The sequence below is a fragment of the Massilia sp. FBCC-B171 genome, from assembly GCF_059134155.1.
The window spans coordinates 1452826-1465679 of sequence record NZ_CP101443.1 but is presented as its reverse complement, the minus strand read 5'-3'; the positions used below and the strand labels follow the sequence as shown (position 1 = coordinate 1465679).

At 54.4% G+C, this 12854-nt stretch carries 10 protein-coding genes and 1 pseudogene; 6 read left to right on the top strand and 5 right to left on the bottom strand.

Annotated features, from left to right (window positions below; genetic code table 11):
* The 5 genes and pseudogenes from NMB41_RS06650 to NMB41_RS06630 all read left to right on the top strand — a co-directional run.
* Positions 1-1116: an efflux RND transporter periplasmic adaptor subunit gene (locus tag NMB41_RS06650; protein ID WP_494381686.1), complete on the top strand. Its 1116-nt coding sequence runs from the start codon at positions 1-3 to the stop codon at positions 1114-1116.
* Between the two features lie 6 nt (positions 1117-1122).
* Positions 1123-4221: an efflux RND transporter permease subunit gene (locus NMB41_RS06645; RefSeq protein ID WP_494381685.1), complete on the top strand. Its 3099-nt coding sequence runs from the start codon at positions 1123-1125 to the stop codon at positions 4219-4221.
* A gap of 60 nt (positions 4222-4281) precedes the next feature.
* Positions 4282-4656: a hypothetical protein gene (locus tag NMB41_RS06640; RefSeq protein ID WP_494381684.1), complete on the top strand. Its 375-nt coding sequence runs from the start codon at positions 4282-4284 to the stop codon at positions 4654-4656.
* A gap of 59 nt (positions 4657-4715) precedes the next feature.
* Positions 4716-5066, top strand: coding sequence for a DUF3147 family protein (locus tag NMB41_RS06635; protein ID WP_494381683.1), 351 nt, complete (start codon positions 4716-4718; stop codon positions 5064-5066).
* A gap of 84 nt (positions 5067-5150) precedes the next feature.
* Positions 5151-5387 (top strand): annotated as a pseudogene (locus NMB41_RS06630) (FAD-binding protein); the annotation flags it as partial.
* A gap of 48 nt (positions 5388-5435) precedes the next feature.
* Here the strand turns inward: NMB41_RS06630 and NMB41_RS06625 are convergent.
* Positions 5436-5645, bottom strand: coding sequence for a helix-turn-helix domain-containing protein (locus tag NMB41_RS06625; protein WP_494382800.1), 210 nt, complete (start codon positions 5643-5645; stop codon positions 5436-5438).
* Between the two features lie 724 nt (positions 5646-6369).
* On the opposite strand from NMB41_RS06625, the gene NMB41_RS06620 reads away from it, so the two are divergent.
* Entirely contained in the window at positions 6370-7104 is a 735-nt protein-coding gene (locus NMB41_RS06620; protein WP_494381682.1) for a hypothetical protein, read from the top strand.
* 27 nt (positions 7105-7131) lie between these two features.
* On the opposite strand, the gene NMB41_RS06615 is transcribed toward NMB41_RS06620, so the two are convergent.
* The 4 genes from NMB41_RS06615 to NMB41_RS06600 all read right to left on the bottom strand — a co-directional run bounded on the left by NMB41_RS06615 (position 7132) and on the right by NMB41_RS06600 (position 12798).
* Positions 7132-8607: a Y-family DNA polymerase gene (locus NMB41_RS06615; protein WP_494381681.1), complete on the bottom strand. Its 1476-nt coding sequence runs from the start codon at positions 8605-8607 to the stop codon at positions 7132-7134.
* Positions 8608-8673: 66 nt separating this feature from the next.
* On the bottom strand, positions 8674-9093 hold the full coding sequence (locus tag NMB41_RS06610; protein ID WP_494381680.1) for a hypothetical protein: 420 nt from the start codon (positions 9091-9093) through the stop codon (positions 8674-8676).
* A 13-nt stretch (positions 9094-9106) separates the two neighbouring features.
* Positions 9107-11122, bottom strand: coding sequence for a hypothetical protein (locus NMB41_RS06605; protein WP_494381679.1), 2016 nt, complete (start codon positions 11120-11122; stop codon positions 9107-9109).
* Positions 11122-12798, bottom strand: coding sequence for a hypothetical protein (locus NMB41_RS06600; protein ID WP_494381678.1), 1677 nt, complete (start codon positions 12796-12798; stop codon positions 11122-11124). The genes NMB41_RS06605 and NMB41_RS06600 overlap by 1 nt, the downstream gene beginning before the upstream one ends.
* Positions 12799-12854: the final 56 nt, after the last annotated feature.

Below are 12854 nucleotides of genomic sequence, written 5' to 3'. Positions count from 1 at the left end.
ATGAAGATGACTCAACGAATTGTTACCAGCCTTGTTGCCGGCGTGTTTGCGACCTCGCTGCAAGCGGCGCCTGGCGCACACGGCCCGAACGGCGAGCACCTGGACGGCCAGGCAACTGCCAGCGTTGGCGGCCTGGCGCGCCTGCCCGACGGCAGCGTCAATGTGCCAAAACTGGCGCAGCGCCGCATGGGCGTACGCACGCTCATGGTCAAGGAGGGAGAATTTGCGCGCAGTGTGGCTCTGAACGGCCGCGCGAGCATCGATCCGAACGCTGGCGGCCGGGTGCAGGCGCCGTTCGGCGGGCAAATTGCGCCGGGGCCGAACGGGCTGCCGGTCGCTGGCCAGCGCGTGGTCAAGGGCCAGGTCCTGGCTCGCCTGCGCCCAACCGGCGCTGCCATCGAGCGCGGCAACCAGGCTGCGGAACTGGCCGAATTACGGGCAAATAAGACCCTGCTGGCAAAGCGTGTAGCACGCCTGAAATCGCTCGAAGGCGTGGTGCCCGCAAAGGAAATTGAAGCGGCCCAGGCAGAATTGACCAGCACGATCGGGCGGGAACGCGCGGTTGCCGGGTCGATCAGCGGCAGCGAGGCGATTACTGCACCGGCTAGCGGCATCATTGCCAGCGCATCGGTGCTTAATGGCCAGATCGTCGAATCGAAGGACGTGCTTTTCGAGATTGTCGATCCGCAGCGAATGGTGATCGAAGCCTTGTCTGCCGATGCAGGCATCGCCCGCAAAATCAGCACTGCGACGCTCGTTGACGTGCCGGATGTCGAGCTGACGCTGCTTGGCGGCGGCCGCACCCTGCGCGACGGCGCCGTGCCGATCAATTTCCGTGCGCGCGGTACGAACCTCGACCTGGCAGTAGGTCAGCCGGTGACGGTCCTGGCCAAGCTCGATACCAAGGTCAAAGGCATCGCCCTTCCGGCGGCGGCACTGGCCCGTAATCCGGCCAATGAAACGGTGGTCTGGATTAAATCCGGTGCGCAGCGCTTCATCGCGCTGCCGGTGGAGGCGACGGCGCTGGACGCGCGCACCGTCATCGTCACCAAGGGGCTCACACCCGACAACAGGGTGGTGGTCATTGGCACATCCCTGATCAACCAGATCCGGTGAGCATCCATGTTTAATTCTATAGTTCGCTTCAGCCTCGACAATCGCCTGTTCGTTCTGGCGGCAGCACTGATGCTGATGATCTACGGTGCCATGACGGCATGGCAAACGCCGGTAGACGTCTTCCCCGACCTGAACAAGCCGGTCGTCACCGTGCTGACCGAAGCCGGCGGCATGGCCCCCGAGGAAGTGGAACAACTCGTCTCATTTCCGATCGAGACTTCCCTCAACGGCATGCCCGGTGTCACACGGGTGCGCTCGGTTTCGGGCGTCGGTCTGTCGATCGTATATGCCGAGTTCGACTGGGGTACCGACATCTACCGCAACCGCCAGCTTGTATCGGAGCGGATCACCCTGGTCAAGGAACAACTCCCTGGCAACATCGCGCCCGTGATGGGACCGGTGTCCTCGATCATGGGCGAGATCATGCTCATTGCGCTGCCGATCGACGTTGCCAAAACCGATCCAATGAAGGCGCGTGAGTATGCCGACTTCGTGTTGCGGCCTCGCCTGCTGTCGATCCCGGGAGTGTCGCAGGTGATCCCAATCGGCGGTGAAGTGCGCCAGTTGCGGGTCGAGCCGGATACGGCCCGCATGGCGCAATTTGGGGTATCTCTCGAACAAGTCACCACTGCGCTACGCGGCTTCGCGGCCAACACCAGTGGCGGGTTCGTCGACCTGAACAACCGCGAATACCTGATCCGCAACCTCGGCCGTACTAATCGCCTCGAAGACATCAGTGGCCTGGCCGTAGCCTATCGCAACGGGGCACCAGTCCTTCTTGAACAGGTCGCCAGCGTACGCTACGCGCCGTCATTCAAGCGCGGCGACGCGGGCTTGAACGGCAAGCCGGCGGTGATTGTCAGCGTCCAGAAGCAGCCAGCAGGCGACACAGTGCGCCTCACGCGCGATATCGAAACGGCGCTGGCCGAACTCAAGCAGGGTCTGCCGACCGGCATTTCGCAGCCGGTAGTCCTGTTCAGGCAAGCAAACTTCATCGAATCCTCGATCGGGAACGTTGTCGAGGCTCTCCGCGACGGCGCCATTCTAGTTGCCATTGTGCTGTTCGCTTTCCTGCTCAGCGTCCGCACCACGCTGATCTCGTTGATTGCCATCCCGCTCTCGCTTGCGGTGACTGCGCTTGCTTTCCATTTGCTGGGCCAGTCCATCAACGTGATGACACTGGGGGGCCTGGCGATCGCCATCGGCGAACTTGTCGACGATGCGGTGGTCGACGTCGAGAACATCGTACGCAGGCTCAAGCAACGCAAAGAAGACGGCCAGTCGGTGCTGGAGGTGATTTGGCATGCCTCGGTCGAGGTACGCTCGGGCATCGTCTATGCCACCGTAATCGTGGTGCTCGTGTTTGTGCCGCTGTTTGCCCTGCCTGGCATAGAGGGCCGACTGTTTGCACCGCTCGGCATTGCCTACATCGCCTCGATCCTAGCGTCGATGCTGGTTTCCATGACGGTTACCCCGGCCCTGGCGTACTACCTACTGCCCCGCATGAAGTCCCTGCATCGTGGTGACAGCCCGATCGTGCGCCGCATGAAGCAATGGGATACCGCCGCGCTGAACTGGACCTTCCCGCGTACCCGCCTGATGCTGGCAATTGCCCTCATCGCTGTCGTGTCGGCCGCTGCATCCGTGCCTTTCTTCCCGCGTGCATTCCTGCCAGCCTTCAACGAGGGCTCGCTGGTGATGGGAATGACGTTCACGCCGGGCACATCGCTGGCGGAAGCGAATCGCATGGGCTCACTGGCCGAGACGCTGATTGCCCAGGTGCCGGAAGTGACCAGGGTTGGGCGGCGTACCGGCCGCGCCGAGTTGGACGAGCATGCCGAGGGCGTTCACTCATCCGAGATCGACGTCGACCTGAAGCCGTCTGAGCGGTCGCGCGAAGAGATCATGTCCAGCATTCGAAACCAGCTCTCTGTCATTCCAGCATCGGTGGCAATCGGGCAGCCCATCTCTCACCGTCTGGACCACCTGTTGTCTGGAGTGCGCGCGCAGATTGCCCTGAAAATCTACGGAGACGACATCGACACCCTGCGTGGCCTGGCCGATGGCCTGCAGGGCCGCCTGCGCGCCGTGCCCGGCCTAGTCGACTTGTCGGTGGAGCGCCAGGTCCTGATCCCGCAGATCAAGGTGCGCATCGATTACCGCAAGGCGGCGCAGTATGGCCTGGCCGCGGGTGACGTGCTCCAGGCGCTGCAGTCGCTGGCGGAAGGCACGCGTGTGACCCAAGTGATCGACGGCGCGCGCCGCTTTGACCTCGTTGTGCGCCTGGCCGACGTGGACCGGTCGCCGCAGGACCTGGCGCGGGTGATGCTCACCACCCCGGCGGGACAGATCCCGCTGTCGAGTGTTGCGACTGTGGAAGAAGGCGATGGCCCAAACCAGATCGGCCGTGAAAACGGGCGCCGGCGCATTGTCGTGTATGCCAATACCGATGGCTCGAACATGTCGAGGATCATTGAAGACGTGCGCAAGACGGTGTCCGCTAGCCAGCTCCCAGGCGGCTATTTTGTGAGCGTAGAAGGCCAGTTCCAGGCCCAGGAACAGGCGCAGCAGCTCATCGTCGGCCTGTCTCTGGCCTCACTTGTGCTGATCTTCCTGGTGCTCTATTCGCGCTATCGGTCGTCGACGCTGGCACTCGTCATCATGGGCAACATTCCGTTCGCCCTGGTCGGCAGCGTGGTTGCCATGTGGATCGCCGGGGTGTCGCTGTCGGTCGCATCGATGGTTGGTTTTATTACCCTGGCCGGCATCGCCACCCGTAACGGCATCTTGAAGGTGAGCCACTACATCAACCTCTGCAAGTTCGAGGGTGAAACCTTCGGCTGGCCAATGATCGTACGCGGCTCGATCGAGCGTTTGACGCCGGTCTTGATGACCGCGCTCGTTGCTGCCTTTGCGTTGACGCCGCTGCTGCTAGCCGCCGACGCACCAGGCAAGGAAATTCTGCATCCGGTCGCGGTCGTGATTTTCGGAGGGCTGATCAGTTCCACCTTGCTCGATTCATTACTGACGCCGCTTATCTTCTGGAAAGTAGGCCGCAGGCCGCTGGAGCGGTTGTTGGCTGAAAAAGGCGGCGACACCTATTGATTCATACGGGCCAAGTGGCGGCGCCCATCCCCAGCCGCTACAGTTTTCTGGAGCATCAAAATGAAAAAGATTTTTGCAGTTATGGCCCTTGCGGTCAGTGTGGCCCTGTCGGGTAACGTTCTTGCACACGGCGCCAAGGCCAAGCACGGCGGCATCGTGCAAAGCGCAGGCGACCTCGCGTTCGAACTAGTGTCCAAAGACGGCATTACCACGATTTACGTTGACGACCACGGCAAGGCCCTGCCGACCGCAGGCGCAACCGGCACCCTGACCGTGCTCAAGGGCACGCAAAAGACCGCGCTGCCGCTTGAGGCAGGCGCAGACAACACCTTAGTCGTCAAAGGTGACGCCAAACTGGCACCGGGCAGTAAGGCGGTTGCCGCCATCACATTCGCCGACAAAAAGTCTATCAGCGTGCGCTTCTCGATTAAGTAAGCGCAGTTCCGGTGGCCGCTCCGACGGCCGCCGGAATAACCAAGTGAAAAGGGAGAACAATGAAGTGGCTCATCACGAAATACTTGATTACCGCAGCGGTCGTCGTACTGGTGTCGGAGGTGGCGAAACGTAGCGACCGCTTCGGTGGGTTCGTTGCCGCCCTGCCGATGATCACGTTGCTCACCTTGGTGTGGCTACATATCGAAAACCAGCCAGAGGCTAAGCTCGCGAATCATGCGTGGTACACCTTCTGGTATGTGGTGCCGACCCTGCCGATGTTTCTTGCGTTTCCGTGGCTGTTGCAACGTTTCGGTTTCTGGTGGACGCTCGGGTCTTGCGCTCTGATCACAATCGCCTGTTTCGGTGTGTTTGCACTTGTAGTGAAACGGTTCGGAATCACTCTACTTTAAGTAATCTAGCGCTCCTCCAGCATGACAGAAACCTGCGACACGTATCGTTATCTCTGTCGTCGCGAGTGATGGGTGCCGAGCGGTGCGGTTGACGCCGGTTGCGTGTCGAACGACTGGCAGGTTGGCCAGAACGGACAGATCGTCGCCCGGCCATGTACGTGTCGGTCGGCATCTCAGGCGCGATCCTGTACCTGACCCGCATTATGGACTGCAGGCCATCGTGGCGTTTAACAAGAATCCGGAAGTGCCCATCTACTCGGTGGTGGCTATGGCCTGGTCGGCAACCCGTTCGAAGTCGTGCCACAATTGGCTGGTTCATTAGACCAGGTGTCTGAAGCAAGGCCGAACCGACAGCAGGTCGGCTACGCATTACGTAGCAGTCAATCCGACCTGATCCTCGGTCATCTGGATCAGTCGCACAGCTGAAACCTGCAAGGCAGCAGCGAGTTTGAATAGGACGCGTACGGTCGGCTGGCGCTCCCCTCGTTCGATCAGGCTGACGAATGTGCGGTCGACGTCCGCTGCAAGTGCAAGTTGTTCCTGAGTGAGGCCAACTTCCCGGCGGACGGTACGCAACACCTTTCCAAACGCTAGACCTGGATCCAAAAGATTTCTCCCTATATTCGGGGGAAATCATGGCTCTGCGTTATGATTGCGTCTTCGGACTATAGTCATCATTTTCAAAAATGAAGCCGGCGATGCGGAATAGCCGACCAGCCTCTAGTGATGTGACGTGGTCCAGCAATTTGCTCAGGACCCGTCTCGGAAAATGATTCGAAATCGCACGCGTTATATCTGCCTCTTGACCGACAGTGAGATCGCAAACAATTTTTGTTTGAGGTACTGGGCAAGATCGTCAAATGGTAAGTGGAGGGAGTCGTTCCAGACCTTGCTGTCGGACTCAGGACTCAGCAAGGGGGAGATGGTTGACATGCTGAAATCGGCGTGTCGTTTATACTTCCCTCGCGTTCGTTGTGGCAGTTGCGGAAACCAAATTTCTTTGGCAACCCGTAGCGAGTACTCATCACTAATTGGGACGATTCAGAGGTCTGAAAGAGGTTCGCCTCCTCCAATCTGCACCTCCTGCTCTGCAGTCGCACTCATGCCGAAGCGAGGAAACGATTTCGTCATCTTGAAGCACCGGCGGGATCGTGTGACAGACGCACTGAAGCGTTTGCATGAAAAAGCCAAACCGGTTGACTACACGCAGTTGAGTTTTTTCCAATCGTGTCTACTGTATGCTGCCCTGCTCGCAGCGAACTTGGGCCCAGGAGAGGGCGTCGTGCCACCGCTAGAGATGCAGATGGACGAACTCGCTCCGACTCCAGAACTTGCAGACGAGATCTATGCTCGGCTTTGCACCGACGGAATATTTCTTCCCGCTCTGTGCTCTGACCTAGATGCATTTACCTTGGACCAAAACACCGATGCCTTAACGTGTAACATCAGGGCTGGTGCGTGGACGCTCGCTAACGATCTTTCCGGAAGATCGATAGACGAAATTCTTGCAGTATTGTTTCGACGACTGGATCAACCTGATCCTAAAGCAGTCGAAGCGCTTTGGTACATGGTAGCTGAAGACGAATGCAGGAGATACTTCGTCAGTCAGTGGGAACGCTACCGATTTGCTCATCCTGGTATTTATTCTGCTAAAGTTGCTACCGCCCTGCGGCTTTACTTGGGTCTATGCTCGATTGGGCAGATATGGAATGTCATCTACTACGCGGTCAGGAACCTTGCCGCCTTGACACAAGAAGGTAGACATACCCCACAGCACATCTACAACATGCTTCCAGGAAGCATTCGCCGTTATGCGGACTACCGACTAGCGAACAGCCAGTCGATTCGACCTTGGCGTAGGCCTTCCTCGGCAAGGGAATCATGGATAACTAGCATTCTCCTCGATAAGGTTTTAAAAGCTGGCGACATTGTCTTCGAAATGCTAAAAGGACAAGATGTGGTTGAGTACGCAGAGTACTTGGTCACGAACCCAAGGGACTGTACTCCTGGAACGTGGTTCTTAAGACCTTTAGACTGACTTAAGCTGCCATGAATGCTGGTTGAGCTAGCCGAACAAGCCATGCAAGAACCAACGCGGTTCGGTACTGTCGGTTCCGATACGCTCACGGTAGACCCAATACAAGGTGTGATCCTCCCCTTCTGCGATAAAGTAGTCGCGTGTCTGCGGACCGTTCCACCAGCCAGCCTCGATGCGTTCTGGGTTTGAGACCATGCGTAAAGGTGAGCCATAGAACGGACGGTGGTTGCGCATCAGCAAGGCAATTGGCTTGGCTAATAACCATGTCGGCCTCATGACTCTATTAGGGTTAGACGGAAGCTGCGACGTTATAACGGCCTCTCGTACTTTTTGCTGAACTGAGACCCAGGCGTTTGCCACTTCAGGACGGTAGTCGGCAACAGGTGACGGCTGCACTACATTATCAGCGCCCAAGCGAGCGACTAGTAATTCCAACATCCGAACCTGATCTTCTTGCGATCCTCCTGGCTCTACAAAAAGAGACTCGCTCAGCGGTGCCATCGGCTGTAGCTGCGTTACTTCCAGGGCCAATCCAATGACGGGCGCAACGAGCTCGACCTTTCCAAGTCGTTCTTTCATCAGGCGGATGAGGTGTTCGCCCTGCCACGCGGGCTCAGCAAGCGTGATTTCTACAGCAGTGGCGGGCTGGGCTTCTCTTCCTCGCTCGTGTTCCAGCCGAAGCGTGACTCGCTCTACGGCCAACTGCTTACTACACAACCACCCGATGAGCTGCAGCACCAAGCGCTGTGCGCCCACCATCAATAAGTCGACGTTTTCAATGCGATCAAAGAATTCTATCTTGGCTTCAAACGTTGTGGGCGCCTCGATCCATTCAAACAGCTCGGGGGCCGCGCCAAACGCGCTGTCAATAGTGTCGAGTAGCTGCCGGCCACACCGACGCTGCAGACCTGGACGCGGAAGTCGGCGAAGGTCTGCAATGGTCTCGCAACCGATACCTTCCAACCAGCGAGCGAAAGGCCTCGCTGCAGGCAGAGTCATGGCTGGGAGACGGTTTAGATGACGCATCATGGTTTCAGGCTTAAGCACACGTCCGCCTTGAAACCGAGCGAGCAACCACGCTCCCCGCGCGGTTGGTGCACAGCTCACATAACCGGAAAATCCCATACCATGCAAATCTGCCCGGACGAGCTTACACAATGCGCGTACGCCGCCGAACAGACGCAAACTAGCCCCAATTTCGATTAAAATTGTCGATTCCTCTGCAAGTGTTACCAAGGGCGTGTATTTGAGCATTGCGATCGCGACGGTGTGTAGCGCTGCCTCTTCATTAGCGGTGGAACGCTCATAAATCCGCGCTTGCGGCATAAGCATGAGTGCACTCCCGCGGCGCATCCCGCGCTTCAGTCCCGCGATGTGTGCGACAGATGACATTGCCAGCACCTTTTCGTTCTCAAGGACGACGCCTGTGCCATTATTCGACCAGCTTGATTCGAATACCTCGAGCGGGAGCTGGGACAGATGTAGACCGATCCAAAGGCGCATGGCTATGAACAATGTTGGAGATAGTGGAAGGAGCAATCCAGCTTAGACGTTAAGTAGGACGCATTATTAAGGACGTGTTCTCTCTTTTGTATGGAGCTTCTGACTCAAAATAGACGACACCTTCTTCCCTGTAAGCGCAGATTTCTCTGCTGCCCACTCTGCGCGTTCGCTCCACAATTGCTTGACCAGCGACACCTCGCGTGCCAGGGCCTCTTCCCATAGGACACGATACTTTGCGGTTTCGGCCTTCGCCAAGGCTAACTGTTCCTTGTGGACACTTTCCGGACGAGACTCAAGTGACGCTGCGCTAATGGCGCTAATTAGATCCTCAAAGACTGGTCTCGATCTTTTGATCGTACCTTTCTTTCGCCCTGCTTCGAGCGAAACAGCATCGTTAGTTATCCTCGTTCCTTTTGCAACTCTTTCTGGACTTCCATTTTTAAGGCGTTCTAACGCTAAATAGTATTCATTAAGCGCGTCATACATGTTTATTTCCTTTCTAAACTTCACTGCATTCGCTACGAGGTCGCCATGAAACCTCAGTTGCAATTAAAGAGTCGAGCTCTTCTTTCTCCATTTGATAAGCGATTGATGATGGATCAATCCCATTCAATACTCCACGCTGCAGGCGTACCAATTCTATGATCTTCGAGTGCTTACCAATTAAATTCTTGCATCCTTCCGTTGCACAGGCCGAATCGATTAATCGCAGTCCTTTTACGCTTTCACATGGGTTTGGATTAGTACATCCACCTAGCGGAGTCGCCCGATAAGACAGACGTCCCATTTTGATTTGCTTCTTCAATTCCTCAGGGGAGAAATATTCGTTGCGCTTCTTCTTCATCTCGTAATAAGTTCCTGCCGCGCCATACATGGGCTCGTCGCTATCAAGCACATCCTTGACAAATGCAAGGTATTCCGCTTCATGCCCTCCTTCCTGCCACACTACCGCCATATGCTGCTTGTAGCCTTTTGGGTCCTCGGCAACAAAATTAATCGCAAAGACGCTTCCACGAGCATAATAAAGTGACATCTCCCTTGTAATGTGTTGGAGTTGCCGCCGTAACGACGAGAGCCGCACTAAGCCAGACGCATTAGCATATAGCGCCAGAGAACGTCGCAACTGATGGGACTTCAAAGACCAGGGCTGTCCAATGGCATACTCTTCTTCGTCACGCCAAGAACGAAAAGCATCAATCTGCTCCAGTTCCGCAACGTCCTCTTCTTGTATGATTGGCCTAAGCTTTCCCAGCAAATGTTTTGATGCCCCACTTAGAGCCCCGGGCGACACAATGAATTTACTAGAAGCACCTTCCGATTTAGTACTAAGCCACGGCAAATACTGAGTTGAAATGAACAACGGATATTTATCCTTCAATCTTTCACTTTCGCTCGGAGTTACACCGATACTGCCGTAAATAATTGAAGCGAATTGTTGAGCTAATCGAATTGCACGAAATCCGTCCCGGTCAGTCGTAACCCATTTAGCGCGTCTTGCCCGACCGCCCTCAAGCTTAGTGGTGACTCCAACAACTAAAGAATGATTGCGTCCATGCAGTCTACGTTCTGTGGCCATGCAATGAAAGGGCAAATGGCGCGCCTCACCATCCCTCATGCCAGTGAAAGCATGAATTTGCAACTTACAAACACGAAATATGTCGGTAACAGCAGCGCTGATGCCTTTTAGAGAGTAGGTAAATCCACGACGAGAAAAATACTCTTCAAGTCCGTAGCGCCGGACAATCGCTGGACCCAAATACCCATCGGCATCCTTCCGATCATATTCTCGCTCCGTAATTGAAGCACGTAGTGCGGAAATGAGGCGCTCTTTATGCTCCTCGATATCATCTAACTCGCTCGACAATTCGTTAATAATCGACGCATAAATACGAGAGGGAATAGCGGCATGCTGCTTAAGAGACTGTTGATATTCCTTGGCCTTTTTTCGAAGCTGACGCCATCGACGCGGCTTAGCAACACGATAACCGAGCCTCCCATCCTCTTCGATTTTCGCAAGGAAGCAGAGCCAAGCAATGAGCCCTTGCGCTGCGGCGCTGGGTACAATCTGAATCAAAGCGTCAAGATCATCGCGGCTGGTAAGAATATCCCGAATAGAGCATGACCTAGACTCGGCGAGACGAGCAATATGAAGAAGCACACCCAAATTTTGTCTGAGCGCACGTCCTCCCAATAACTGCCCACCCTCCCTATAAATCAATTTAACCATAAGGTATTGCAGTTCGCGCATGCGAGTAATGCGCGATGGTGTAACTTCGGATTGATCTACTGTTGCCCTAGGATTACGCCAATAATAAAAGTAAATCGAGGAGCGCTGTCCATTAGGGTCATATGGAGTCCAGTCCCACACAAAATCACCTACAATTGATACTACACTCCCTTCCTTATCGCGGCTAATAACGCTCTCTAATTGCAGCGTATTCTCGTAATCATCTTTCCATTGGTCCGGAGGTCGAGCTTCATTAGGCAGACTAAGGTTCGCATCAAATAACTTCATCAAAGAATTCCCAACTCCAAAAAAAGCTGAAACTTATCGGCAAAATATGGCGTTAGATTTCCTTTTTCATAAACGTCTCGCTTCACTATCAAAACCATACGTTCGCAGCCATTAAAGCTCGCTATCTTGTCCAGATCCTGGTCACACTTTAGAATTTTTGGACGGAATTCGGATTCGGATAAAGGACCAGAAATCAACTGCTCCATAACGAAGGCTGCACTTGCAACCTTACGGGCATCCTCCTCGTTAGCAACTAAAACTCGATTTACACAAAAAAGACAACCTTGGTTGCAATCAGGAATTGACGGCGCATCTTCTATGACCTCGGGCTTTCCATAATTCGTGCATTTCCCGCCTTCTTCTAGGCTTCTTGCATCTTTAGGCATTGAGCCAGGAGATACTATCTTCTGCTGCCGGGCAGAATTTGAGACAGCATCTAAAAATAACGTGAACTCGTCATGATGATCGACTGGTGATCCCGCCAAGTAACTGCGATCAGCTACTTTTTCAGAATGCCCCATAATACGTGATGATATATACCCATCATGCGTTCGACGATAATAATCATTCACTGTCGCTCGGATTTTTGTGGGACTTATTCGGGGAATCGCGGGATAAATCCTCCGTATGCTTTCATAGTGTAGATGCAACACACTACTATAAATTTTCTCAGGCTTGGCTTGGATAGATTTAGTCCGCATTCCCAGAGTAAAAAAAAGGAATGGACAACTTAAGCCATTTAGCAAATATTTCCGCAAATCCATAAAACGCCGAAGACTTGGCATAAACGAGGCGGGGCAAACAACCGAAATCTCCTTCCCCTGTGCGCGCATTTTTATGACGCGATAACTCTGATTAAGTGTCGACGCATCGACTGAACCATCTGTTTCAATTTCACGAGCAACTGCCGAGTTGCAGCCTGTGTTGGCATGAAAAAGAAATAGAAACGCTGCCTGGGCAACCATTGCAAGGTCAACACGCACTCGATGCTTAGTATCGGTGTTAGCACGATCTACATGTACTAACGCTTCCTTAATTGCCTTATTTGCACCTTCACGGCCCCTGTTACGATGACTTTTCGTTCTGTAATGGTGTGCAATTTCTTCCACGCTCGCTATACGACCATTCTCGTAATCATAGGCCCAATATGGATAAGCCAGTTTTTCCCGCGGCGCGCCCCAAAGATGGGGAGCTAAATGCGATTTATGACTTGGGAAAAACCACAAGTAATTGTCTTTCCAGCCAAGAGAACCAGGCATTTTTAGTTTGAAAGGAAATGGCAAGTTCTTGAGAACTAGATCACAAAGTCCATCAAATAATGATTGGTTTAGTGCGAGCGTCTGTGCGAAGTCATATTCTGAAGCTGGCTCTGAACCCTCACCTCTATTTCGGGAGCTGACAAACCGGACCCCGCGACGTAGGTTTTCACAGTTTGTTATCTGCTCAAGCAATTCACATACATCGCTCTGCAGAGCACCTGCGGATCCGGAAGTTAATTTATGATGTCGAAACTGCTCATACACGTGCTCTGCCCAGAGGCGGAAAGCAATTTCGGTTGCATCGCCTCCATCAAGGCAGTCGTGGTATGCATTTTCATCAGCCCAGTCCATAAATTGCTTGAATCGTCTTGCCGTTCCATAAACTGAAGATGGGCGGAACGCCCCATCTTTAAGCATGCTAGAGAGGCGCTTAATTGAATTGCCAATTTGCCCAACTCTTTTAGCGCAATAGG

What these genes read in the sequence shown, in the direction of transcription:
- NMB41_RS06620 (WP_494381682.1), top strand. Translation starts at nt 6,370, where the DNA reads ATGGACGAACTCGCTCCGACTCCAGAACTTGCAGACGAGATCTATGCT.
- NMB41_RS06615 (WP_494381681.1), bottom strand. Translation starts at nt 8,607, where the DNA reads ATGCGCCTTTGGATCGGTCTACATCTGTCCCAGCTCCCGCTCGAGGTA.
- NMB41_RS06640 (WP_494381684.1), top strand. Translation starts at nt 4,282, where the DNA reads ATGAAAAAGATTTTTGCAGTTATGGCCCTTGCGGTCAGTGTGGCCCTG.
- NMB41_RS06650 (WP_494381686.1), top strand. Translation starts at nt 1, where the DNA reads ATGAAGATGACTCAACGAATTGTTACCAGCCTTGTTGCCGGCGTGTTT.
- NMB41_RS06645 (WP_494381685.1), top strand. Translation starts at nt 1,123, where the DNA reads ATGTTTAATTCTATAGTTCGCTTCAGCCTCGACAATCGCCTGTTCGTT.
- NMB41_RS06635 (WP_494381683.1), top strand. Translation starts at nt 4,716, where the DNA reads ATGAAGTGGCTCATCACGAAATACTTGATTACCGCAGCGGTCGTCGTA.
- NMB41_RS06600 (WP_494381678.1), bottom strand. Translation starts at nt 12,798, where the DNA reads ATGCTTAAAGATGGGGCGTTCCGCCCATCTTCAGTTTATGGAACGGCA.
- NMB41_RS06605 (WP_494381679.1), bottom strand. Translation starts at nt 11,122, where the DNA reads ATGAAGTTATTTGATGCGAACCTTAGTCTGCCTAATGAAGCTCGACCT.
- NMB41_RS06610 (WP_494381680.1), bottom strand. Translation starts at nt 9,093, where the DNA reads ATGTATGACGCGCTTAATGAATACTATTTAGCGTTAGAACGCCTTAAA.